Source organism: Micromonospora sp. NPDC050795, from assembly GCF_044456785.1.
Classification (GTDB): Bacteria; Actinomycetota; Actinomycetes; order Mycobacteriales; family Micromonosporaceae; genus Micromonospora.
In genome coordinates, this window is the sequence record NZ_JBITGE010000016.1 from 102,443 (window position 1) to 126,501 (window position 24,059).

The following is a 24,059-nucleotide window of genomic DNA, read 5'->3' on the forward strand; positions in this document are numbered from 1 at the left end:
GCGGGGTTAGGGGGTCAGGGCTGCTTTCAGGGCAGTGTCGAGGGTGGGGTGCTGGTAGGGGTAGGCGGCTCTGGTCAGGACTCCGGGGAGGACCCGGGTGCTGGTGAGGGCCTCGTGGGAGAAGCCGCCGAGGGCCACCTTGAGCGCCAGCGCGGGAATCGGGATGACCGCCGGCCGATGCAGTTGCCGGGCCAGCTCGCGGGTGAACTCGGCGTTGGTGACCGGGCTCGGCCCCACCACGTTGACCGGGCCGGCGATGTCGTCGCGGTCGAGCAGGAAGCGGACCGCGTCCAGCCAGTCGGCCATCGAGATCCACGGCAGCCACTGCCGGCCGCTGCCCAGCCGTCCGGCGATGCCGAGCTTGAACGGCAGCAACTGCGGCTTGAGCAGGCCGCCATCGCGGTGCAGCGGCAGGCCGGTACGCAGCCGGACCACGCGTACGCCGGCGTCCTCGGCCGGACGGGTCGCGGCCTCCCACACCCGGCAGACGTCGGCCAGGAAACCCTCGCCGGCTGGGGCGTCCTCCTCGACCGCCCGGTCGCCCGTGTTGCCGTACCAGCCGACCGCCGATGAGTTGAGCAGCACCCGGGGCCGGTCCGTGGCGGGCAGCCCGGCGATCGTGGTCGCCAGCGTGGTGGTGGTGTCCACCCGGCTGGTACGGATCAACCGCCGGTAGTCGTCGTTCCAGCGTTTGTCGCCGACGCCCGCGCCGGCCAGGTTGACCACGGCGTCGGCCTCGGCGACCACGGTCGGGTCGAGTTGCCCGGCGGCCGGGTCCCACAGTCGCTGCTGCGGCCCGCCCGGCCCCCGGCGGACCAGCCGGGTGACCTCGTGCCCGTCGCGGACGAGCAGGTCGGCCAGCCGGGTGCCAAGGAAGCCGGACGCGCCGGCCAGAAGGATCCGCATACCCCCATCTTCGTTCAAACCGCCGCCCCCGGACGCACCTGCCGGCCCCAACCCTCGCCGATCTTGTACTTTCGGTCGCCGCTCTGCCCCGCTACACCCCTTTTGCCAGGACAGAAAGTGCAAGATCGACGGGGGTGGGGGTGGGGGTGGGGGTGGGGTGGGGTTAGGGGGTGCGGAGGTCGGTTAGGAGGCGCTCCACCTCGGCGTGGGACTCGGGGCTCAGGGGGCCCAGCTCCAGGGTGGCCAGGTTCTCGTCGGCCTGGGCGACCGTGCGCAGGCCGGGGATCGGCACGGTACGGGGGCTGCGCGCCAGCAGCCAGCCCAGCGCGCCCTGCGCCAGGGTGCGCCCGTCGGCGGTGAGCGCCGCGCGGACCTGGTCGACCCGGGCCACCCAGCGTGGCGTCGGCCGGCCGTCGGTGAACCATTCCAGCCACTCCGGTGCCCGTCCGCGCACATCGTCCGCCCCGACCGCCCGGGTCGACCCGGTGAGCAGCCCCATCGCCAACGGGCCGCGGTTGAGGCTGGCCAGGTCGTGCTTGTCGCAGACCGCCAGCACCGCGGCGTTGTCGCGCAGCACCGACTCGTCGTGCTGGATCGCGGCGCAGTGCGGGCCGGCGGCCGCGAACGCCTCCGCCGAGGCCGGGTCGTCGGTGCTCCAGCCGTACGCCCGGATCTTGCCCTGGTCGACCAGGGCCTCCAGGGTGTCGACCAGATCGAGCGCGGCGGGCACCGGCAGTGCGTTGATGTGCAGTTGGTAGAGGTCGACGTGGTCGGTGCCGAGCCGACGCAGCGAGTCTTCCAGGCTGCGCACCGCGAAGGCCGGGCTGGCGTCGGTGCCGAGCGCCCGCCGGGTGCTCTCGTCGCTGACGTTGCCGAACTTGGTGGCGATGACCACGGTGTCCCGCCGCCCGGCCAGGGCTCGACCGAGGATCCGCTCGCTGTGCCCGGCGCCGTAGTTGCTGGCGGTGTCGAACAGGGTCACCCCGAGATCGAGCGCCCGGTGGATGGTGCGGATCGACTCGTCGTCGTCCACCTCACCCCAGCCGAACGGCTGCCCGTCGTCACCCCAGAGCGGGCCGCCGATGGCCCAGCACCCCATCCCGATCGCGCTCACCGCGATGCCGCTGCGTCCCAGCGTCCGTGTCGTCGTCATGGTCACCAGCCTCCAACCTGGAGCGCGCTCCAGGTCAAGCGCTACCATCTCGCGAGATGAGCGGTTACGCCCCTTCGGAGGCCGCCCGCCGCAGCGGCTTCAGCCTGGACACCCTGCGGTACTACGAGAAGATCGGCCTGCTCGCGGACGTCGAGCGTACGGCGGGCGGGCAGCGGGTCTTCACCGACGACGACCTCGGTTGGCTGGTGCTGTTCCGCTGCCTGCGGGACACCGGGATGCCGATCGCGCAGATGCGCCGCTACGCGCAACTGGCCCGCGACGGCGAGCACACCACCGACGAGCGGCACGAGTTGCTGTGCCACCACGCGGCGCAGGTCGAGGAGCAGATGCGCCTGCTCCAGCGCCAGTACGACCACCTCCGGGAGAAGATCCGCTTCTACGAGCGACAACTCCCTGTAGCCCCGGGCTCGGAGGCCGAGCAGGCCGGCTAGAGGGGTACCGTGCGCGCTCAGGCCGACTAGGGAGAACCATGCGCGCCGAGGCCGGCTAGCCGGAACCGGGCGCGGACAGGCCGAGCAGGTCCTCTGTCGTTCCGGTTCGACCGGTGAGCGCGTTCAGGGCGGTGACCGGCCGCTTCTCCTCGTAGCGGAAGTGCGACTCCAGCAGGGCGGCGAGCCCGGCCAGCTCGGCGCGTACCTGGGCGACCGGCACCGCCGCGTCGCCGCCCAGCAGTGCCTCGACCCGTTCCAGGATCCCCGCCACCACCTCGTGATCGGTGATCAGGTTGTCGATGACCGGGCGCAGCTCGGGGGCCTCCTCGGCCAGCAGCCGGAACGCGCCCGCGTCCTCACCGGTGTGGTGTCGGCCGAGCGCGGCGCAGAAGGTGAGGCAGTGCGCCCGCAGGTTCCGTGACGGGGTGTCGAGGCTTGCCTGCAGTCGGGCCAGCTCCGCGCTGAGCCAGAGGTGGATCTCGATCATCTGATTGCCGACGGCGGCGAGCCGGCCGGCCGGTGTATTGGTTGGGTGCACGTGTCGTCCCATGCTGTCCCCGCGCCTCCATGCCCACGGCGGCCTTCGGGCCGGGTGCACCGCGACGCTGGGCCGAAGTCTAGGGCCGGCGGTCCGCGCCCCCAAACCCGGGAATCACGGCGTGGTCGGCTCGTCGGTCTCCTCGACGTCGTGCCAGCGCGCCCGCCAGGCGGCCTCATGGGCCTCGTGGCTGGTCCGCTCCTGAAAGACGGCGGCCCGCAGGGCGTGCCGGGATTGCGCCATCACCACCACCTCCACGGCCACCAGCGCCACGCAGATCACTGTCGCGAGAATGAGCGCGCCCAGCGCCGGCAGGTGCTGGCCGACCGGAAGGGCAGCCGTGAGAACCACTATGACGCCGACACGGGTCCAGCTCACGGTGTGCAGGGTGCGCAACTGGAAGAGCAGGTTGACGGCGAAGTAGCAGATCAGACCGCCGAAGAACATCGCTATCGCCGGTCCCTCGATCTTCTCGGCGATCCCGCCGGCCGGGTCGGTGATCTTGTGGAGGATCTGCTCGTTGCCGATCGAGAAGAGGATTACCCCGGCGATCATCGGCAGGTACGCGTACGCGTACGCGTCACGGGCCATCGCCACCCGGGGGCCGCCCTCCGCCGCGTGCAGGGCAATCCGGGCGGCCGGCCCGATGAAGTCGAAGTGCGCCCACCAGAGGGCTGCGGTGACCACGATGCCGAGCGCGGCGGCGGCCACCGCCGGCCAGGTGACCGGCTTGCCGAGCAGGTTGCCGCCCACTCCCGTCGAGATGATCGACTCGCCCAGCGCGATGATCAGGATGAGGTCGTAGCGCTCGGTCCAGTGCTCGGCGCTGGTCACCCCCCAGCCCCAGGTACCGACGATGAAGCCGGTGGCGTACTGCACCACCACCACGGCGATCCACAGCCCGTCGCGGACCAGGGCGGCCCGGTCGGGGTCGGTGATCTGCGGCGGGATGAGCGCGGCGGCCAGCAGCAGCACGATGCTCACCGCCAGCTCCGGGGCGAAGCGCCGCAGTTGCCGCCGCTCCTGCGGGCTGTCCCGCACCACGTGCTGATAGAGGATCCAGTGGATGCCGCGGACCACGACGTAGCTGATCGCCACCAGCATCGGGCCGGCGGCGCTCCCCTTCGGGTCGGTGAACGCCTGCGGAAGCGCCAACGCGAACGCGAACAGGGCGACCATCGCGATCACCATGAGCACCGGGACGTAGCCCTCGCCGAGCCGGACCCGGGTGGCGACCAGGCTGTGCACCACCCAGATCCACCAGAGCACGGCGAGCACCAGGCTGGCGTGCAGCAGTTGCCGACCGGAGATGTTCGCGGCGGTGGCCCGGGTGATGATGAAGAACGAGAAGACGAAGACCAGGTCGAAGAAGACCTCGAACTTGTCCACCCGGGCACCCGGGGCGATCGGGACGGCCGGTCCCAGCTGTCCACCCCGCCGGTAGCCGCCCACGGTCCCACTCTGGCAGCGTCCGGGCTGGTCGGAGGCCCGAACGGCGAGGGTGACGGGCCCGGCGTTACCTCCGGCCCGGGTCGGGGAAACACCGGGGCCACGGCCTCCCGCAGCGGGCCGTTCGGTCCGCCCACCCCGGACAAGGATGGACAATGACGACCAACAACCCGATCACCACTTCGTTCGCCCACCACTCCACCGCAATGGACGTGATCCGGGGCGTGGACCTCGCCGGGCGGCGGGCGATCGTCACCGGCGGGTCCTCCGGGATCGGCGTGGAGACCGCCCGCGCCCTGGCCAGCGCAGGCGCGGAGGTCACCCTGGCCGTCCGGAACCCGGACGCGGGCCAGCAGGCCGCCAACGACATCACCGGCACCACCGGCAACGACCGGGTCCTGGTCGCCCCGCTCGACCTCGCCGACCAGGGTTCGATCGCCGACTTCGTGGCCAACTGGGACGGCCCCCTGCACATCCTGGTCAACAACGCCGGGATCATGGCGGCACCGCTGTCCCGCACACCGCAGGGCTGGGAGATGCAGTTCGCCACCAACCACCTGGGGCACTTCGCGCTCGCCAACGGGCTCCGCCCGGCACTCGCCGCCGGCGACGGGGCCAGGATCGTCTCGGTCAGCTCCGCCGCCCACCTGCGCTCACCGGTGGTCTTCGAGGACATCCAGTACGACAAGCGGGAGTACGAGCCGTGGCAGGCGTACGGGCAGTCCAAGACGGCGAACGTGCTGTTCGCCGTGGAAGCGACCCGGCGCTGGTCCGACGACGGCATCTACACCAACTCGCTGATGCCCGGCGCGATCCAGACCAACCTGCAGCGCTACGTGAGCAAGGAGGAACTGGACCGGATACGGTCGGGCAACGCGGCGGCCTGGAAGACCGTCGAGCAGGGCGCCGCCACCTCCGTGCTGGTCGCCGCGTCACCGCTGCTCGACGAGGTGGGTGGGCGCTACTTCGAGGACTGCCAGGAGGCCGCCCCCGCCCAGCCGGGCCAGCGGACCGGGGTCGCCGACTACGCGCTGGACCCGGAGGCCGCCGAACGGCTCTGGCAGGTGTCGACCGCTCTGCTCAAGAGCTGAGGACGGCAGACGAAAGGGCGCCCCGGTCGATGACCGGGGCGCCCTTTCGGCGTTGCGGTAGATCAGGCCAGGCCGAGCTCCGACTCGAAGTTGCCGGCCTCCAGCCGCTCCTTGACAGTGGTCAGGAAGCGGGCCGCGTCGGCGCCGTCGATCAGCCGGTGGTCGTAGGACATGGCCAGGTAGACCATCGACCGGATCGCGACGACCTCGCCCAGCTCCGGGTCGTTGACCACGACCGGCCGCTTGACGACGGCACCGGTGCCGAGCATCGCCGACTGCGGCGACGGCACGATCGGGGTGTCGAAGAGCGCGCCCCGGCTGCCGGTGTTGGTCAGCGTGAAGGTCGCCCCGGCCAGCTCGTCCGGGCTGATCTTGTTGGTCCGGGTCCGCTCGGCCAGGTCGGCGACCCGCTTGGCGATGCCGCCCAGGTTGAGGTCGCCGGCGTTGTGGATGACCGGCGTCAGCAGACCCCGCTCGGTGTCCACCGCGATGCCGAGGTGCTCGGCAGCCGGGTAGGTGATCGTGCCACCCTCCAGGTCCATGCTGGCCTGGACGATCGGGTGGATCTGGAGCGCCTCGATGGCGGCGAGCGCGAAGAACGGCAGGAAGGACAGCTTCACGCCGTGCCGCTGCACGAACGAGTCCTTCGCCTGCGCCCGCAGCTTGGCGATCCGGGTGACGTCCACCTCGACCACCGTGGTGAGCTGCGCCATCTCATGCAGCGACTCGTGCAACCGCTTGGCGATGGCCTTGCGGATCCGGGGGAGCTTCTCGGTGGTGCCCCGCTTGCCGCTCGGCTGCGGCTTCGCGGCCGGGGTGGCCGCAGCCGCCGACGGTGCGGCCGACGGCGCCGGTGCGGCGGCGGGAGCGGCCTTGGCGGCCTTCGCCTTCTCGGCCGCCTCCAGCACGTCCTGCTTGCGGATCCGACCACCCACGCCGGTGCCGTTGAGCGCGGACAGGTCGACGCCGTGCTCACTGGCCAGCTTGCGCACCAGCGGGGTCACGTACCCGGCGGCCTCTTCGCCGGCACCCGGCGCCGGAGCGGACGGGCGTGCCGGCGCCGAGGTCGGCGCGGCAGGCTGCGCGGCCTGCTCGGTCTTCGCCGGCTGCGCCGAGCTCTCGGTCTCCGCGGCGGGCTCGCTGTACGAGGCGCCCTGTGTCGGCTCCTCGACCTTGGGCTCCGGCTTCGGCTCGGCCTTCGGGGCCGGCTTGGCCTCCGCCTTCGGCTCGGGCTTCGGCTCGGGCTGCGCCTGGGCGGGGGCCCCGCCGGCAGCGCCGATGATCGCCAGGTCGGCGCCGACCGCCGCGGTCTCGTCCTCGGCGACCTTGATCTCCAGCACGGTGCCGGCGACCGGCGACGGGATCTCGGTGTCCACCTTGTCGGTGGAGACCTCCAGCAGCGGCTCGTCGACCTCGATGGTCTCGCCGACCTGCTTGAGCCAGCGGGTGACCGTACCCTCGGTGACGCTCTCGCCCAGGGCGGGCATCTTCACCGCGGTGCCCTCGCCCGACGAGGCGGCGGCCGGAGCCGGCGTCTCGGCCGGGGCCTCGTCCTGGGCCACCTCGTCCGCGGTGCCCTCGGCGGCGGCCGTCGGCTCGGCGGCCGGCTCGACCGACTCGGCCGGGGCCTGCTCCTGCGGGGCTGCCTCGCCGCCACCGGTCGACTCGCCCTCACCGGCGATGACGGCCAGCTCGCTGCCGACCTCTGCGGTCTCGTCCTCGCCGACAACGATCCGGCTCAGCACGCCGGCAGCGGGTGACGGGATCTCGGTGTCGACCTTGTCGGTGGAGACCTCGAGCAGGGGCTCGTCGACCTCGACCGTGTCGCCCTCCTGCTTGAGCCAGCGAGTGACGGTGCCCTCGGTGACGCTCTCGCCGAGCCGGGGCATGGTGACCGATACCGGCATGTTCTGAGACTCCTTCATTCCCCTGGTGGGATCTTCGCCCGTCGCCGGACGCCGCGGTTGTGGATGATCAGGCGTGCGCGTGCAGCGGCTTGCCGGCGAGGGCCAGGTGCGCCTCGCCCAGGGCCTCGTTCTGGGTCGGGTGGGCGTGCACGAGCTGGGCGACCTCCGCCGGGTACGCCTCCCAGTTGTAGATGAGCTGCGCCTCACCGATCAGCTCACCCACCCGGGCGCCGATCATGTGTACGCCGACGACCGGGCCGTCCTCGACCCGGACCAGCTTCACGAAGCCGGTGGTCTTGAGGATCTGGCTCTTTCCGTTGCCACCGAGGTTGTAGTTGTACGTCTTGACCTTGTCGGCGCCGTACTGCTCCTTGGCCTTGGCCTCGGTGAGGCCCACCGACGCCAGCTCCGGGTCGCAGTACGTGACGCGCGGGATGCCGACCTCGTCGATCACGGCGGGGGTCTGGCCGGCGATCTCCTCGGCGACGAAGATGCCCTGCTGGAAGCCGCGGTGCGCGAGCTGGAGGCCGGGCACGATGTCGCCGACCGCGTAGACGTTCGGCACGCTGGTGCGCAGCCGCTCGTCGGTCAGCACGAAGCCGCGGTCCATCGTGACGCCCTGCTCCTCGTACCCGAGGTTGGCGGTGTTCGGGCCGCGACCCACGGCGACCAGCAGCAGCTCCGCCTCGACGGTCTCGCCGCCCTGGATGGTCAGCTTGACGCCGCCCTCGGTCTTCTCGACCTTCTCGAACGGCTTGCCGACCTTGAAGTTGATCTTCCGCTTGCGGAACGCCCGCTCCAGCGCCTTGGACGACTCCTCGTCCTCGGCGGCGACCAGCCGGGGCAGCGCCTCGACGATCGTCACGTCCACGCCGAAGGACTTCCACACGCTGGCGAACTCGACGCCGATCACACCGCCACCGAGCACGATCACCGACGACGGCACCCGGTCCATCGTGAGGGCGTGGTCGCTGGTGATGATCCGCTCGCCGTCGACCTCCAGGCCGGGCAGGCTCTTCGCGTACGAGCCGGAGGCCAGGACGATGTTGCGGCCGGTGTAGCGCTTGCCGTCCACCTCGACCACGTTCTTGCCGACCAGCTTGCCGGCACCCTCGACGATCGTGATGCCCTTGTTGCCCTTCAACATGCCCTGCAGGCCCTTGTAGAGGCGGGCGATCACGCCGTCCTTGTACGAGTTGACGCCGGCCATGTCGATGCCGATCAGCTCGGCCTTGACCCCGAACTGCTCCGACTCACGGGCCTGGTCGGCGATCTCGGCGGCGTGCAACAGAGCCTTCGTCGGGATGCAGCCGTTGTGCAGGCAGGTGCCGCCGAGTTTGCCCTTCTCGACCAGCGCGACCTTCAGGCCCAGCTGGACGGCGCGCAGCGCGGTCGCGTAGCCGCCGCTGCCACCTCCGAGAATGACAATGTCGAAGGTCGCTTCGTTCGGCTCGCTCACGTCCAACTCCCAGGTCGCGTCGCTGCATCGGGGGTCACAGAGGTGTAACACGGACACACCCCACCTCGGTCATCTTGTCACCACTGGGCACAGGGTGCGTACCGAGGTGCCCAACGACACGTCATCGACACGTACCCTTGGCACCGTTGTCGATGACGCTCGGTGGGGGAGAGAACCGGTGGGCTTGTTCCGGCGCCGCAAACAGGCGGCTGTGCCGAGCCATGACCGTGCTGCCAGTCGTGGGGATCTGGACCATTTGGAGAACTTCATCCGGAGTCGGCGCGGCGTCGAGGCGTACATCGAACCCCGTACGACGGTGACCGAGACCACCGTCATCCTGATCGCTGACGACGGGGAGTGGACCCGTCGGCGCATCGACGGCCCGGACGGAGCCCGGCGCTTCGCGTACCGGATGGGCATCCCGGTCTACGACGTCCGGCTGATGGGCTACCCGCAGCGGATGCGCGACTTCAACGAACGCCGCAAACGCCGCCCCGAGCGGTAGTGAAAGGGGCCCCCGGCGTCGACCGGGGGCCCCTCGCTTTCCGTTCCGTCAGCCGTTGGCGGCGACATCCTCGACGAGCTGCACCAGCGTGCGGACCGGAACGCCGGTGCCGCCCTTGGTCCAGTAGCCGAACGGCTCGCCCGAGTGGTAGCCCGGCCCGGCGATGTCGATGTGCGCCCACGCCACGTCGTCGGCCACGAACTCGCGCAGGAACACGCCGCCCTGCAGCATGTGACCGGCCCGGTCCATCCCGGCGTTGACCTGCGAGATGTCCGCCACATCCGACTCCATGCACTTACGGACGTCGTCGGGCAGCGGCATCGGCCAGGCCGGCTCGCCGACGGCGTCGCCGGCCACCTTCACCCGGTCGCACAGCTGCGGGGTGCCCATCACGCCGGCCATCCGCTTGCCCAGCGAGATGACCTGGCCGCCGGTCAGGGTGGAGGTCTCGAACAGGTAGTCGGTGCCGTCCGCGCAGGCACGGGCCATGGCGTCGCCCAGGATCATCCGGCCCTCGGCGTCGGTGTTGAGCACCTCGACCCGCTTGCCGTTGAACATGGTGATCACGTCACCCGGCCGGTAGCTGGTGCCCGACGGCATGTTCTCCGCCATCGGCAGGTACGCGCTGACCGCCACCGTCGGCTTCAGCGCGGCGATCGCCAGCATGGCCGCGCCCACCGCGGCGGCGCCCGCCATGTCGGACTTCATCTCCCACATACCCTGCGCCGGCTTGATCGAGATGCCGCCGGTGTCGAAGGTGATGCCCTTACCGACCAGCGCGACCCGCTTGCCGTTGCCGCCGTCCTGCGGGGTGTAGGTCAGCTTCACCAGCCGCGGCGGGGCCTCCGAGCCCTGCCCGACCGCGACGATGCCGCCGTACCCGCCAGCGGCCAGCGCCGCCTCGTCGAGCACCTCGACGCCGAGGCCCGCCTCGCGCGCCGCGCTGGCGACCGCGTCGGCGAACGACGGCGGACGCAGCTCGTTCGGCGCGGTGTTCACCCAGTCCCGGCTGATCCGGACCGCGCCCGCCACCGCCTGCGCCCGGACGACCTCCGCCTGGGCACCCGCGTCGGCGGCGTCCGGAACCGCGATGAGCACCTCGGCCACCGGCTCGCGCCGGGTCGGCTGGGGCCGGGTCTTGTAACCGGGGAACCGGTACCCACCCAGCAGCGCGCCCTCGGCGACCGCGCGCAGCTCGGCCGACGCGTTTGCGTCGTCCGGCAGCGGCAGCGCCAGCGCGACAGTGGGTGCGCCCGCCAGGGCCCGGATCGCCGCACCCGCGGCCCGGCGCAGCGTCTCCGGGGCCGGGGCGGCACCCGATGGCTCCGGGCCGAGCCCGACCGCGGTGACCAGCGGGGCCGTCACGGTGCCCAGGGTGGCCAGCTTGATGACCTCACCCGGCCCGCCGGTCGCGCCGAGCAGCGCGAGGGTCTCGGTCAGCTTGCCGTCGAACGCGGCAGCGATGCTCTCGGCGCCGCTGGCGAGCAGCAGGGTGCCGGCGAGGCCGCTGGTGGCGCCCTGCTCTCCGGTCTGGCTGTGCACGCCGATCACGATCGCGTCGACGGCGAGCTCCGCCGGGTCGGTGTCGACCAGGCTCAGGTTGGTGGTGCGGGGTGAAGTCACTGAAGCTACTCCGGGCGGGCCGGGCCGGTCGCGGCGTCGCGTACCAGCGGTGAAGGTCTCCGGCGGAACCTACCCGCCGGACGTCATGGCTGTCCCGCCGACAGCGCCAGCGGGCTCCCGCCGATGCTAACCAGCGACGTTGCCCCCGGTAAGTTGCCACCCATGACCGACGTGACCTCCGACGCCGCCGCGACCCGGCTGCGCCGTTCCCCGCTGCACGAGCGGCACACCGCCGCCGGAGCCAAGTTCGCCCCCTTCGGGGGCTGGGAAATGCCCCTGGAGTACGCCGGCGGCGGGGTGCTCAAGGAGCACACCGCGGTGCGTACGGCGGTCGGGGTCTTCGACGTGTCACACCTGGGCAAGGCCCGGGTGAGCGGCCCCGGCGCGGCCGACTTCGTCAACTCCTGCCTCAGCAACGACCTGGGCCGGATCGGCCCGGGCCGGGCGCAGTACACGCTCTGCTGCGACGACGCCACCGGCGGTGTGGTGGACGACATCATCGCCTACCTCTACGCCGACGACCACGTCTTCCTCATTCCGAACGCGGCGAACACCGCCGAGGTGGTGCGCCGGTTGCGCGCCGCCGCTCCCGCGCAGGTGACAGTCACCGACGAGCACGAGGCGTACGCGGTGCTGGCCGTGCAGGGTCCCCGTTCGGCCGAGTTGCTGGCCGCCCTGGACCTGCCCACCGAACACGGCTACATGAGCTTCTCCGCCGCGAGCCTCGCCGGGGTGGAACTGACCGTCTGCCGTACCGGCTACACGGGTGAGCTGGGCTACGAACTGGTGGTGCCGGCGGAGCACGCCGTCGCCGTCTGGGATGCGCTCTTCGCTGCCGGCGCGGCCTTCGAGCTGCGGGCCTGCGGGCTGGCCGCCCGGGACACGCTGCGGACCGAGATGGGTTACCCCCTGCACGGGCAGGACCTCTCCCTGGACATCAGCCCGGTGCAGGCCCGCTCCGGCTGGGCGGTCGGCTGGGACAAGCCGGCCTTCTGGGGCCGCGACGCGCTGCTCGCCGAGAAGGCCGCCGGCCCCCGGCGTACGCTGCGCGGCCTGGTGGCCGTCGACCGGGCGATCCCACGGCCCGGCATGACCCTGCACGTGGGCGACACCCAGGTCGGCACCGTGACCAGCGGCACCTTCAGCCCGACGAGGAAGCAGGGCATCGCGCTGGCCCTGCTGAACACCGACGCCAACCTGACCGACGGCGACGAGGTCGAGATCGACATCCGAGGCCGCCGAGCCCCCCTGACCCTGACCAAACCCCCCTTCGTAAACCCCTCAGTGAAGTAACCCCCCACCCCACCCCACCCCACCCCACCCACGGCGTTGATCATGAGGTTGACGGGACGTTGAGAGATCAGATCCCCCGCTAACCCCATGATCAACTGGGGCTGGGGCTGGGGCTGGGGCTGGGGCTGGGGCTGGGTGGGGTTAGGGGGTTTTGGGGGTTGGGGGTTCGCCGGAGTCCAGGACTGCCTGGGTCCAGCCGCCTTCGATGACGCCTGTGGCGTCCAGGACGGCCCAGTCGACCACGTCGGACGTCTCCACGACCACGGGGGCGCCGATGCGCACGCTCTGGTCGGTGTTGGCGTCGCTGGCGCTCACGCCGACGATGCGTTCCGGGGTCTCCCAGGAGGTGACGCCCGCCCAGACGTACTCCGGGCCGTCGTCTCCGGGCAGGCCGTACTTCACCACCAGTTGTGACTCGGTGGGGAGTTGGCCTGCGACGAACCGGGCCCGAGCGTCGTCCAGCGCGGCCCGGGCGGTGGCGACCGCACGGCTCATCGCGTCACCGGAGCGGGCGTAGCGCACGTCCAGCTGGATGCCGGAGAACAGGGTCGCGCAGGCGGCGGCGTAGTAGCGCCCGTCCGGGCCGGGGTGCCCGGCCGGCGGGCGCAGGCTGAGGAACGAGTCGGCCTCCGGGTCGGTCGCCGGGTCCAGTTCGAGGCGCAGCAGCACCGGGGCGGTGGCGCCGTGCTGCTCCGGGTTGCCGTACGCCACAGCGATGTCGTGCCCGGTGACCGTGGCCAGCACCGGGAGCTGCACGAACGCCGGCACCTCCTCGCCGGTGAGCCCGTCGGTCCAGTCCCGCAGCAGTCGGCGGGCCGCCCCGGTCATCACCGCACCCCAGGCCCGGGTGAGGTGGTCGGGCACCCCCTGGGTCTGCAACTCCAGCAGACCGAAGCGGCGCAGCCCCTTGGTGGTGAACCACAGGCCCTCGGTGTCCGACGAGTACGGCACCAGTACCCAGTCGACAAGTCGGATCCGGCCCTGCTCGTCGGGGAGGGAGCGCAGCGCGGTCGCCGGGTCGAGGAACTGGAGGCCGAAGACGTCCACCACGTCGCTGTCGACGGATTCCGCGACGGCTGCGGCGACCGCCCGCGCGGCCCACTCGTGCGCGGGTGGCCAACCGGGCCGGTACTCGGCCTGTACGACCACCAGGTGCGTCGCCGCCGCCAGCCGGTCCAGTTGCTCCTTGGTGGCACCGAACGCGGTGAGCAGGTCCGGTGGCAGCTCGGGGAACTCGGCGATCGGCCGCGTGTCGACGCTCATCAGTGGGCTGTCGAGCATCTGCCGGGCCAGCCCGTGCACCGGCTCGGCCAGTCGGCCGGTCAGGGCCGCCACCGCGGTCTTCGCACTGACCTTCGGTAGCCCCGCCATTGGCACCAGGTAGGTCGCGCTGAGCGACTCCGGCACCGGAACGGGCAGGAAGTCGTCCGTGATGAGCATTGTGGGATCCCCCGGTGGCCGCGCCGGTGTTGTCGAGCCGAACGCTACCCGGCCCGCCGGGCCTGGTTCAGCCGGACAGCACCAGACCCAGGTAGACCAGCGTGGTGACCACCTCGACGGTCGCGCCGAGGACGTCGCCGGTGATCCCGCCGAGGCGGCGTACCACGTGGTTGAGCAGCGGTAGCGCGACGGCGGTCGCGGCGACGACGGCCAGCGGCCCCTGCCATGGACGGCCCGGCACCGCGGGCACCGCCAGCAGCACGACGGCGACCGCGCCGGCGGCCACCGCCGCCGGGCCGACCGTGCCGGCGACCAGCGCGCCCAGCCCGTCGGGCCGGGCCGCCGGCACGCCCCGCCGGCAGGCCACCGTGACACCGAGCCGCCCGGCCGCGGTCGCCGCGACCACCGCCGCGAGGCAAGCCGGCCAGGACCGACCGGCGAGGTCGGCGAGCGCCGCCGCCTGCACCAGGAGTACGACCACCAGGGCGACCACCCCGAACGGGCCGACGTCCGGCTTCTTCATGATCTCCAGGGCCGCCGCGCCCCGCCGGTAGGAGCCGAGCGCGTCAACCGTGTCGGCCAGCCCGTCCAGGTGCAGCCCCCGGGTGAGCAGCGCGGCGACGGCGACGGTCACGCCGGCCGCCACCAGCGGCGGTGCGAGCGCCCCGGTCAGCAGCAGCACACCGGCCAGCAGGGCGCCCAGTAGCGCGCCGACCACCGGGGCGAGGGCCATCGCCGTGCCCGCGACGGGTCGGTCGATGCGCCCGGCCCGCACCGGCAGCGTGGTGAACGTGGTGACCGCCAGCCGGGCTCCCGCGAGCAGCCGTGGCTCAGCCGGCACGCCAGCCCGACGCCGGCTGCTCGTCGACCCCGGTGCTGGCCGGTCCCGGCCCGGCCGGCTCCGGCTCGGCGAAGTCGGGCTCGGTCGAGTCGGGCTCGGTGAGATCCGGGTCCGCGTAGCTCGGGTCGGTGGACTCCGGCTCGTCGGCGGGCGGGTCGGTGCCGCCCAGCGACGGGTGCACCGGCAGCGCGGCGGACAACGCCAGCACCGAGCGCAGCAGCGGCAGCGCGACCAGCGCGTTGGCGCCCTCGCCGAGATCCATCCGCAGGTCGAGCAGCGGGGTGAGGCCCAGCACGTCGGCGGCGAGCCGCACGGCCGGGTGCCCGCCGTGGTCGGCCAGCAGGCACCAGTGCCGGGCCTGCCCGGCCAGGTCACGGCTCACCATGGCGGCGGCCATCCCGACCGGACCGTCGAGCAGCACCGGCACCCGGCGGGCGGTGGCGCCGAGCAGCACGCCGGTGGCCACCGCCACGTCGCCGCCGCCCAGCTCGGCCAGGATGTCCTTCGCGCCGCGAGACGAGCGTCGGGTGCGGTGCAGCGCGTCGCGTACCGCCGCGCAGCGGATCATCCACGCCGCGTCGTCGATCTCGCCGGATTCGGTGATCACCCGGCCCAGCACGGCGGGCGGCTCCGCGCCCGCGGTCGCCGCGAGCACCGCCGCGGCCGCCGCCTCGGTGCCGGCGCCGCACGCGCCGAGCACCAGCAGTTGTACGCCGGCGTCGGCGGCCTGCTCGGCCAACCGCCAGCCGTAACGCAGCGCGGACTCCACCTGCTCCGGCGCGAGGGCCGGCTCGTCCTCGATCGGCGCGGAGGCCGGGGTGTCCACCACCTGGAGACTCGCGCCGCTCTCGGCGGCCAGCCGTGCCAACGCGCCCCGACCGGCGCGGGCCTGTGCGGCGCGGCGTGCCGACTCACCGGCGACGGTGCCGGCCGCGGCCCCGCCGGCGTGGTCGCCGTGCAGCAGCAGCACCCGCGCCGAGCCCCAGGCGGCGGGGGTCGAGGTGCCCTGGGTGGCGGCGGCGAAGCCCACCACCCGGTCCAACACGCCCAGCCCGGCACCCGGTACGTCCAGCGTGGCCAGCCGGTCGACCGCCTGTGGGCCGGCGTACTCGTCGGGCATCGGCAGCTCCATGCCGGGCTGGATGACCAGCCCGGTGGACACCATCGGCAGCGCCATGGTCGGCGCGGCCCACGGGTTGCCCGGTTCCGCGGTCGGGGCGGCCGGCGGCGTGGGGGTCAGCACGTCGGGGAGTTGCACCTCGGGGGTGGGCTCGGTGTCGGCCAGGCTCGCCACGACCGGTGCGGCGGCGGCCGGCGACGCGGTCACGGTGGCGGGAGCGGACGGTTCGGTGGCGGTGGCGGTGGCGGGCGACTTGAGCCAGACCGGCTGACCGGCGACGACCAGGACGACCGCGTCGCAGGCGTCGGCGACCGCGCGGTTGGCCGCGCCCAAGGCGTCGGTGAACGCCCGGCCCAGCGGGGTGGTCGGCACCAGCGACAGCCCCACCTCGGGGCTCACCAGCACCACCCGGGCGGCACACCCGCGGATCGCCTCGGCCAGCTCGGCGATGGTCGCCAGGTCGTCGGCGGGCTGGTGGTCCGGGTCGAGCAGCACAGTCACCCAGCCGCCCAGGTCGTCGACGAGCAACAACTCGTTGGGCTCGGCGGACCCGAGCACGTCTGCCAGCCGGCGCGGGTCCTCGGTGGTCTCCTCGGTGGTCCAGCTCCCCGGGCGTCGGGCGCGGTGCGCCGCCAGCCGGGTCGCCCACTCGGTGTCCTCCGGGTCGCCCTCGGGCGCGGTGGCGACGTAGCGGACCACCGGCGCGTCGCTGACCAGGGACTCGGCGAACTCGGACTTGCCGGACCGGATACCGCCGAGCACCAGGACCGTGTTCCACCCGTCTACGGACATGCCCGTACCTTAGTTCTCATCCTTCGGGGCCGGGCACGTCGCCCCGACCCTGCCGAAGATCGAAAGTCCGTTCCGCCTCCATTGCGGGGAAGCGCCCAGTTCCCCCACCCGAATGCGGGGCGACCCGAGCCACCGTACCGGCCGGCGTCGATCGGATTGATCCACCCCGTCGGCCCCGCAGGGGGCGAGCGAGCGGCCGTTGCGCGCCGGGCCGACTACGCTGGCGAGGGTTCGTCCCACGGGGACTTCAGCGGCGAGGGGAGACGCGGCATGGCGTGGAGCTGGCGGTACGAGGGCACGGACGGCCAGACGGTCGAGGGACCGGCGGAGTCGTTCGGCAGCCAGGCCGACGCCGAATCCTGGATCGGTCAGACCTGGCGGGAGCTCGCGGCGTCCGGCGTCACCTCGGTCGCGCTCGTGGAGGACGACCGGGTGGACTACCGGATGAGCCTGCTGCCCACGGCCGAGTGATGGCCTACGACCGCCCAGGCGGTGACGGGCTGGTCCTCGGCGTGCCCAAGGCGGCGTTCCGGCCCAGCCCGGTCTTCCTCGGTCTGGTCGCGCTCTTCGCGGTCAGCGGGGTGCTGACCTGGAACGGGTACGGCAGCGTCCGGTTCAACGTGTTCCTCTTCGTGGTGTCCGGCTGGCTGGTGTCGCTCTGCCTGCACGAGTACGCCCACGCGGTGGTGGCCTACCGGGCCGGCGACCGGAGCATCGCCCATCGCGGCTACCTGACGCTCAACCCGTTCAAGTACACCCACCCGTTGCTGTCGATCGTGCTGCCGGTGGTGGTGGTGCTGCTCGGCGGCATCGGCCTGCCGGGTGGCGCGGTCTGGGTGGACCGGCACGCCATCCCGGGTCGACTGCGGCACACCCTGGTCAGCCTCGCCGGCCCGGCGACGAACGTGCTGTTCACGCTGGTGTTGGTGGCGGCGGTGCAGGTCGGCACCCGGTCGGATGGTCCGGTGGAGTTCTGGGCCGGAGTGGCGCTGCTCGCCTTCCTCCAGCTCACCGCCAGTGTGCTGAACCTGCTGCCGGTGCCCGGCCTGGACGGCGGCAACATGATCCAGCCGTGGCTCACCCCGCAGTGGCGCAAGATGTACGACCTGTTCGCGCCGTACGGCTTCATCCTGCTCTTCGCGCTGCTGTGGAACCCGCGCATCGGCGGCTGGTTCTTCGACGCCGTCTTCGCGGTCGGTGACCTGCTCGGTCTGCCGTCGTGGCTCTACGCCACCGGCCTGGAGCTGATCCGCTTCTGGCAGAGCTGACGGGGCCCGGCGACCGGGCGGCGCTGACCGTCCCGGCGACCGGGCGGCGCTGACCCGGCCCGGTCGGCGCGAGGGGATTCGCGCCGGCCGGGCCGGAACAACGTCAGGGACGCTGCGCGGGGGACTCGGTCTTCGCCGCGTCCCGCTCGACGATCGGGTCGACGATGTCGTCGATCGCCGTGAGCAGGTCGGCGTCGAGCTTCACCCCGGCGGCCTTCACGTTGTCGTGCACCTGCTCGGGGCGGGACGCGCCGATGATCGCCGACGAGACGTTCGGGTTCTGCAGCACCCACGCCACGGCGAGCTGGGCCATGCTGAGCCCGGCCTGCTCGGCGAGGGGCTTGAGCTGCTGGACCCGGGTCAGCACGTCGTCGTTCATGAACCGGGAGATGAAGCCCGCGCCCGACTTCTCGTCGGTGGCCCGGGAACCAGCCGGCGGCGGCTGGCCCGGCAGGTACTTGCCGGAGAGCACGCCCTGCGCCATCGGCGACCAGACGATCTGCCCGATGCCCAGCTCCTCGCTGGCCGGCACGACCTCGGTCTCGATGACCCGCCAGAGCAGCGAGTACTGCGGCTGGTTGGACACCAGCGGGACGTGCAGCTCCCGGGCGAGCGGGTGGGCGGCGCGCAGCTGGGCGGCGGTCCACTCGGAGACGCCGATGTAGTGCGCCTTGCCGGAGTGGACGACGTCGGCGAACGCCTCCATCGTCTCCTCCAGCGGGGTGCTGCTGTCGTAGCGGTGGGCCTGGTAGAGGTCCACGTAGTCGGTGCGCAGTCGGCGCAGCGAGCCGTTGATCGACTCCATGATGTGCTTGCGGGACAGGCCACGGTCGTTGCGGCCGGGCCCGGTCGGCCAGTAGACCTTGGTGAAGATCTCCAGGCCCTCACGGCGCTCGTTCTGCAACGCCCGGCCGAGCACGTCCTCGGCCCGGGTGCCGGCGTACACGTCGGCGGTGTCGAAGGTGGTGATCCCCGCGTCGAGAGCGGCCCGGACGCAGGCGAACGCCGCGTCCTGCTCGACCTGCGAACCGTGGGTGATCCAGTTGCCGTACGAGATCTCGCTGACCATCAGGCCGGAACGGCCCAGGTGTCGGAATTCCATGTACCGACCCTAGCCCCAGTGGATCAACACCGGCGACCGGCGACTCAGAGTACCGGGTTGGCGTCGGTGAGTAGCCGGTCGATCTCCTCCAGCACCTCGGCGCGATCGCGGTGCACCGGATCGATGAGCGGCACGCCGCGCCGGTCCAGCGCGCCCCACCGCCCGTTGTCGCTCTCGACCAGGAACGCCACCGGGTGGATGACCAGCATCGGGTGCGCCGGCGGGACCAGCACCGTGCCGGTGCGGTCCACCACGCCCCGCCGACCCGCCACGTCGACCACGGCGAGCCCCTCGTCGGTGAAACCGTCGATCTTCTGGCCGTCGGCCAACTCAGTGACGAAGCCGTGGTAGCGGGTGGGCACGACGACCCGACCGGTCCGGTCGACCGCCCCCCAACCCTCGCGGCGCACCGCGGCCAGCCCACGCCGGAACGGTCGTACCTCGGCGAAGTTCGGCGCGACCTGCACCGCCCCGGTCGCGTCGATCGCCGTCCAACCACCCTCGCCGACCACCCACGCCAGGCCGTCGCTGAACGGCTGCGCGGCCCGGAAGGACGGCGGGATCACCGTCGTACCGAGCAGGTTGATCAGCGACCAGCGGTCGGTGTCCGGCCGGCGGACCCAGGCCAACCCGTCGTGGAAGGGCTGCGCCTCGGCGTACCGGGCGGGGACGACCACGTCGCCGTCCTGGCTGGTGTAACCCCACAGCGACCCGTCCCGGTCCGGCAACGGGGGCCGGTCCCGGTCGAGCACCTCGTCCCGACCCCGGGGGTACGCCCCGAAGCCATCCGCCTCGGCCCGGACGGTGACCGCGTCGAGGGCGACCCGGACCCGGTCCAGCAGTTCGGCGTCGCTCGCGCCGCGCAGGTCGAGCGCCTTCTCGAAGTGCTCGCACGCCTCCATGAGCCGCCCCTGGTCGTAACACGACCGCCCGGCGTGCTCGTGCAGCGCGGCCCGTAGCCGGTCGGGCAACTCGACCGAGTTGGCCTGGGCGAAGAGCTGGTCGGCCTCGGCGAAGTCGCCGCGCCAGCGCAGCACGTGGGCCAGCCGGGCCTGGGCCAGCGCGGTCCGGCGCAGCTCGCCGGTGGCCTCGGCGTAGGTGAGGGCGAGCCGACCGTCGGCCAGCGCGTCGTCCAGGTCGCCGAGGATCCGCGAGGTCACCGCCCGCAGGCTGAGCAGCCGGGCCCGGGCACGGTTGTCGACCGCCGAACCCAACTTCTCGGTCAGCCGCCGACGGATGGCCCGCAGGTCGTCGGGCTCCGTCAGCTCCTCGCGCAGGGAGACCGGGTCCAACCGCCACCGGTACGCGGCCAGCACCTGCTCCGGGTCGCCCGGGTCGGCCAGCGACGGGCGGGTCACCACCGGCGGTGCTTCGTCGGGTGGCGGGGACACCTGCTCGTGCTCCCCGTCCGGGCCGCTCCTCGGGCCGGGTAGGGCCGACGCCGGCGGCTCGGAGGCCGACGCTGCCGACGCCGGCGGCGCGGACGTCGGCGCTGGCGGTCCGGAGACCGGCGCCACCGACGCTGGCGGTCCGGACGTCGGCACCACCGACGCCGGCGGTCCGGAGACCGGCGCTGCGGCGGGCGGTGCTGTCGAGGCCGGTGGCGCGGATACGGGCGCTACGGAGTACTGCTGCGGTGAGGCGGGTGGTGCGGACACCGGAGCTGCGGTCGATGCCGGCGGTGCGGAGACGGGTGCCGCGGGTGGCGCCGATACCGGTGGGGCCGGAGGTACGGAGACCGGTGTGACCGAGATCGGCGGTGCGGAGAACGGCGGTGCCGAGACGGGCGGGCTCGTGTCGTCCGCAGCCGTGACATGCGTCGCCGCGTCGCCCCGCCACTCGTCGACTGGCGAGCCGTCCGCCGGGCTCGCGCTCGGGTCGTCGATCGCGTCCGTCGGCTCGGCGGGTGGCGCGAGTTCGTCCGTCGGGTCGTGCTCGACCGACTCGGTGTCCGCGCTGGGCGACGCGGCGAAGGGCTGCCGGTCGGCGTCGAGGTCGGCTTCGGTTCGCTGATGGGGCATCGCGACAGGTACGCCGGAGACGGGCTGGTCGCCATCCACAGCTTCCGTGTCGAAGCCGGGCTGCGGGTCGTCGTCCAGGTCGTCCGCCCAGAGCCGCGGGGCACCGGAGACCGGGTGGGCGGGCGGCGCGGAGACCGGGTCGAACGCGTCGTCCGGTGCCGACCCGCTGGCGTGCTCGTCGGCCACATCGAGATGGGTGTCGGCTGCCGGCGTCGACGTCTGCGCGTCCGGTGTCGAGGAGAGGTCGGGGTCGCCGGCCACGTCGTCGACCGGGTCGAACGACCGCTGGTCCGTCGCAGGCTCGGCGTGGTCGGATTCGGCGGGCTGAGCGGGGCTGAACCACGCCTCCGGCCCGCGGGTATCCGGGACGTCGTCCGGCTCGTGAACGGGCGCCACCGGCTCTTCCACGGGCGGCGGGGGTACGTAGCGGCGCGGCGTACCGGGGGCCGGCGGGAGCACCGGCTCGACCTCCGCCGCCGGTGGCTGCGGGGCCGCCGGTGGCGGAGCCACCGGGGTCGGATCGGCCGGAGGCGGGTCGGACCGCGTCGCCGACGGCGGAGGTGCCTGCCAGGTGGGCGGCGGGGCCACCGACGGGCGGGCGTCCGCCGTCGCTGCCGGTCGCTCCGGTGGGTACGGGCGCTGCTGCGCGGCCGGTCGATCCGGCGCGGCCGGTCGATCGGCGGGGTGCGGCCGCTCGGCCGTGGGCGAGCGGTCCGGGGAGGTCGGCCGTCGGTCGGTCGGTGGGGTACCGGCCAACGGGTCGCCGACCCGACGGCGGTCCGGGCCCGGCTCCTCGCCGCGCCGCTGGTCCGCCGGACGGTCCCGGCTGTCCGGCCCGGGGTAACGCGGCGGCGGAGCGGGATGCGGTCCGGATGCCGGTGGCGGTTCGGCCAGCGGCCGGCGTCCCGATGCTGGTGGGGCGTCCGAGCGCTCGTCGGCACCGGGTGGGTCCACCGGCGCGGGCAGGTACTCCAACCGCAGGCGCGCGGCGGGTGGCCCCGAGACTGGCCGGTCGGAGGCGGGCGAGACCGGGACGGCCGACACCGGTCGGTCCCAGCCGCGGGCGGCGGGGGAGTCGGGTGCTGGCGACACCGGTCGTTGCGGGGAGGCCGGGGCGGCTGACACCGGTCGGTCCCAGCCACGGCTGGCGGGGGAGTCGGGTGCTGGCGACACCGGTCGCTCCGGGGAGACCGGCATGGCGCGGTCGGAGGCGGGCGGCGCCGTGGCGGCCGGGCGTACCTGTCGCTCGTCGTACCGTGCCGGAGTGGCCGTCGGGCGCTCGTCAGGCCGGGACGGCGTGGCCGCCGGCCGGTCGGGCCGGGCGGCCGGGCGCGGCGACATGCCCGGCTCGGCGCCGCGGTACGGGTCGGTGCTGCGGTACGGGTCCGTGCTGCGGTACGGGTCCGTGCTGCGGTGCGGGTCCGTGCTGCGGTGCGGGTCGGGGCTGCCGTATGGGTCGGTGCGGTGCGGGTCCGTGGTGCGGTGGCCGGGCTCCCGGGTGCGGTCCGAGGTGCGGTCCTGGCGCACCGGCCCCGGTGCTGGCCAGGGCAGACTGCCGTCCGACCGTTGGCCCGGCTGCGGCCGGGGCTCGCGGTACGCGTCCTCACGGGGTGCGTCGTCGCGGTACCCGTTGTCGCGGTACCCGTCCGGGCGGGCCTGCTCGCGGGGTCGCCGGTCCGGGTACGCCTCGGCGCGGGCCGCCGCCTCCCGGGGCTGCTGCCGGTGCGGGTCGGTGTCGGGCCGCCGCCGGTCGTCGTCGAGGCGTGGTTGGTCGGGCAGGTCCGGCTCGGGGCGACGCCGTCGCCCACCGTTGGGTGAGGGCGCTGCGCCGATCCCCTCGTCCGCGCGGTAGCGCGGCTCCGGGCGGCGCAGGTCGTCTGCGGCCCGGTCCGGGTACCCGTCGGCGCGGTATCGCGTGCGGCCGTCCACTGATGCCCACGGGTCGACCCCGTCGGCGACGCGGCCGTCGTGGTCGCGGCTGGGTCGGACGCCGTACCCGTCGGCGGTGTGCCGTTCGTGACCAGCGGCGGGCCGTTCCGGCGTGCCGCGCCGACGTGGTGTGTCGTCCGGCTCGGGCACCCAGCCGGGTTCGGGTCGGGGCGCGGGGGAGACCGGCGGAGATCCCCGGTAACCCCGATCCCGCTCGGCGGGCTCCTGCCGGGGGCCGCGGCTGTCGTACCGCTCGGGGTTGGGCTGGTCCCGATGCCAGGCGGCTTCCCGAGCGGGACCTCGCTCGTCGGCGGGGCGTCGGTCGGACCAGGCGGTCCGTCGGTCCGACTCGGGCGAGCGGCGGTCGTCGCGGCGGGGTGGCTCGGGCAGCGGACGACGGTACGGCTCGTGGTCGTAGTGGCGGGAGTCAGCGCTGTCGGGCCGGCCGTAGGTGGACGCGTCGGCCGCGAGCTCGTCGCTGCGGAGTCGGCTGTATGCCGACGCCTCGCCCGGCTCGTCGTCGGCCCAGGAACGGCCGTGAGGTGCCTGTTCCGCCGGTGGTTCGTCCGACCAGGACCGGCCGAGGTAGGTGCCGTCCGGGCGGGTGGGCGCCAGCGGCGGCACCTCGGCGCGACCGGACACCGTCGCGCGTCCGCGCGGTGGTGGTTGGTGCGGCAAGCCGATGTCGCCGGCGTAACGCTGGCCGGGGAACTGGGGGTGCCACTCGGTGGTCGGCTCGACCACCCAGGACGGTTCGTTCGGGTCTGACCACCGGTCGGTGTAGCGGCCGTTCATCCGTCGAGCCCGTCGCCACACCCGGCCGCTCGGCCGATTCTCGCCGGGGGTGAGGTGTCCGCAGCCGCCGTCGGGTGACCGCTGGGCGTCCGGTCGCCGCCTGCCACGCCCCGGTGGCCGGCTCGCGTCCGCTCGCTCACGCGTTGTCACCTCGTTGCAAATTGTCGCGCTGGGGCCACACGCGCCGGTCAGATCGCCGATCCGGCAGGCCGTGGCTGCGGATGGAGGGTAACGGCGTGGGCTCGCTCACCGCCACTGTGGTGCCGCCCACCGGCGCAAACGTTATCCCATTGGTTTCGGACATTTGGTCCTATAAGCGAATCTGGACTTCGACCTTACCGCACTGAAGGACCAGCTGGCTGCGGCGGGATCGCC

The 24,059-nt window shown here is 73.2% G+C and carries 18 protein-coding genes; 6 read left to right on the forward strand and 12 right to left on the reverse strand.

Annotated features, from left to right (window positions below; genetic code table 11):
* Positions 1-6: 6 nt before the first annotated feature.
* Together ACIBEF_RS16505 and ACIBEF_RS16510 are read right to left on the reverse strand one after the other, a co-directional pair.
* Positions 7-906, reverse strand: coding sequence for a TIGR01777 family oxidoreductase (locus ACIBEF_RS16505; RefSeq protein WP_396794128.1), 900 nt, complete (start codon positions 904-906; stop codon positions 7-9).
* A 163-nt stretch (positions 907-1,069) separates the two neighbouring features.
* Positions 1,070-2,059, reverse strand: coding sequence for an aldo/keto reductase (locus tag ACIBEF_RS16510; protein ID WP_396794129.1), 990 nt, complete (start codon positions 2,057-2,059; stop codon positions 1,070-1,072).
* 56 nt (positions 2,060-2,115) lie between these two features.
* Here ACIBEF_RS16510 and ACIBEF_RS16515 point away from each other — a divergent pair, with 56 nt between their 5' ends.
* A complete protein-coding gene (locus ACIBEF_RS16515) occupies positions 2,116-2,511 on the forward strand; it encodes a MerR family transcriptional regulator (protein WP_396794130.1) in 396 nt (131 codons plus the stop codon).
* A 55-nt stretch (positions 2,512-2,566) separates the two neighbouring features.
* Here ACIBEF_RS16515 and ACIBEF_RS16520 read toward each other — a convergent pair whose 3' ends face one another.
* Both ACIBEF_RS16520 and ACIBEF_RS16525 read right to left on the reverse strand, forming a co-directional pair.
* Entirely contained in the window at positions 2,567-3,049 is a 483-nt protein-coding gene (locus ACIBEF_RS16520; protein ID WP_396794131.1) for a hemerythrin domain-containing protein, read from the reverse strand.
* A 114-nt stretch (positions 3,050-3,163) separates the two neighbouring features.
* Positions 3,164-4,501 carry a low temperature requirement protein A gene (locus tag ACIBEF_RS16525; protein ID WP_396794132.1) on the reverse strand — a complete coding sequence of 446 codons (1,338 nt, stop codon included), beginning with the start codon at positions 4,499-4,501 and terminating at the stop codon, positions 3,164-3,166.
* 152 nt (positions 4,502-4,653) lie between these two features.
* On the opposite strand from ACIBEF_RS16525, the gene ACIBEF_RS16530 reads away from it, so the two are divergent.
* A complete protein-coding gene (locus ACIBEF_RS16530) occupies positions 4,654-5,589 on the forward strand; it encodes an SDR family NAD(P)-dependent oxidoreductase (RefSeq protein WP_396794133.1) in 936 nt (311 codons plus the stop codon).
* Between the two features lie 62 nt (positions 5,590-5,651).
* Here the strand turns inward: ACIBEF_RS16530 and sucB are convergent, their stop codons facing one another.
* A complete protein-coding gene (sucB, locus tag ACIBEF_RS16535) occupies positions 5,652-7,496 on the reverse strand; it encodes a 2-oxoglutarate dehydrogenase, E2 component, dihydrolipoamide succinyltransferase (protein ID WP_396794134.1) in 1,845 nt (614 codons plus the stop codon).
* A gap of 67 nt (positions 7,497-7,563) precedes the next feature.
* On the reverse strand, positions 7,564-8,955 hold the full coding sequence (lpdA, locus tag ACIBEF_RS16540; protein WP_396794135.1) for a dihydrolipoyl dehydrogenase: 1,392 nt from the start codon (positions 8,953-8,955) through the stop codon (positions 7,564-7,566).
* A 178-nt stretch (positions 8,956-9,133) separates the two neighbouring features.
* Between lpdA and ACIBEF_RS16545 the strand changes: the two genes are divergently transcribed.
* Positions 9,134-9,460: a hypothetical protein gene (locus ACIBEF_RS16545; protein WP_355007761.1), complete on the forward strand. Its 327-nt coding sequence runs from the start codon at positions 9,134-9,136 to the stop codon at positions 9,458-9,460.
* 48 nt (positions 9,461-9,508) lie between these two features.
* Here ACIBEF_RS16545 and ACIBEF_RS16550 read toward each other — a convergent pair whose 3' ends face one another.
* On the reverse strand, positions 9,509-11,083 hold the full coding sequence (locus tag ACIBEF_RS16550) for a leucyl aminopeptidase (protein ID WP_396794136.1): 1,575 nt from the start codon (positions 11,081-11,083) through the stop codon (positions 9,509-9,511).
* 162 nt (positions 11,084-11,245) lie between these two features.
* On the opposite strand from ACIBEF_RS16550, the gene gcvT reads away from it, so the two are divergent.
* Positions 11,246-12,376, forward strand: a complete 1,131-nt coding sequence (gcvT, locus tag ACIBEF_RS16555; RefSeq protein ID WP_396794137.1) for a glycine cleavage system aminomethyltransferase GcvT — start codon at positions 11,246-11,248, stop codon at positions 12,374-12,376.
* A 141-nt stretch (positions 12,377-12,517) separates the two neighbouring features.
* On the opposite strand, the gene ACIBEF_RS16560 is transcribed toward gcvT, so the two are convergent.
* The 3 genes from ACIBEF_RS16560 to ACIBEF_RS16570 all read right to left on the reverse strand — a co-directional run bounded on the left by ACIBEF_RS16560 (position 12,518) and on the right by ACIBEF_RS16570 (position 16,569).
* The gene (locus ACIBEF_RS16560; protein ID WP_396794138.1) at positions 12,518-13,816 is read right to left on the reverse strand and encodes a DUF2314 domain-containing protein; all 1,299 of its coding nucleotides are present in this window, start codon (positions 13,814-13,816) and stop codon (positions 12,518-12,520) included.
* Between the two features lie 67 nt (positions 13,817-13,883).
* A complete protein-coding gene (locus tag ACIBEF_RS16565; RefSeq protein WP_396794139.1) occupies positions 13,884-14,657 on the reverse strand; it encodes an adenosylcobinamide-GDP ribazoletransferase in 774 nt (257 codons plus the stop codon).
* Positions 14,647-16,569: a bifunctional adenosylcobinamide kinase/adenosylcobinamide-phosphate guanylyltransferase gene (locus tag ACIBEF_RS16570; RefSeq protein WP_396794140.1), complete on the reverse strand. Its 1,923-nt coding sequence runs from the start codon at positions 16,567-16,569 to the stop codon at positions 14,647-14,649. The genes ACIBEF_RS16565 and ACIBEF_RS16570 overlap by 11 nt, the downstream gene beginning before the upstream one ends.
* Positions 16,570-16,839: 270 nt before the next feature.
* Here ACIBEF_RS16570 and ACIBEF_RS16575 point away from each other — a divergent pair, with 270 nt between their 5' ends.
* Positions 16,840-17,040 (forward strand): hypothetical protein, encoded by a 201-nt coding sequence (locus ACIBEF_RS16575; RefSeq protein ID WP_007463228.1) that lies wholly within the window; start codon positions 16,840-16,842, stop codon positions 17,038-17,040.
* Positions 17,040-17,837 (forward strand): site-2 protease family protein, encoded by a 798-nt coding sequence (locus tag ACIBEF_RS16580; RefSeq protein ID WP_396794141.1) that lies wholly within the window; start codon positions 17,040-17,042, stop codon positions 17,835-17,837. The genes ACIBEF_RS16575 and ACIBEF_RS16580 overlap by 1 nt, the downstream gene beginning before the upstream one ends.
* Before the next feature lie 103 nt (positions 17,838-17,940).
* On the opposite strand, the gene ACIBEF_RS16585 is transcribed toward ACIBEF_RS16580, so the two are convergent.
* Together ACIBEF_RS16585 and ACIBEF_RS16590 are read right to left on the reverse strand one after the other, a co-directional pair.
* A complete protein-coding gene (locus ACIBEF_RS16585) occupies positions 17,941-18,939 on the reverse strand; it encodes an aldo/keto reductase family protein (RefSeq protein WP_396794142.1) in 999 nt (332 codons plus the stop codon).
* Positions 18,940-18,983: 44 nt separating this feature from the next.
* On the reverse strand, positions 18,984-23,684 hold the full coding sequence (locus ACIBEF_RS16590) for a WG repeat-containing protein (protein WP_396794143.1): 4,701 nt from the start codon (positions 23,682-23,684) through the stop codon (positions 18,984-18,986).
* Between the last annotated feature and the right edge of the window lie 375 nt (positions 23,685-24,059).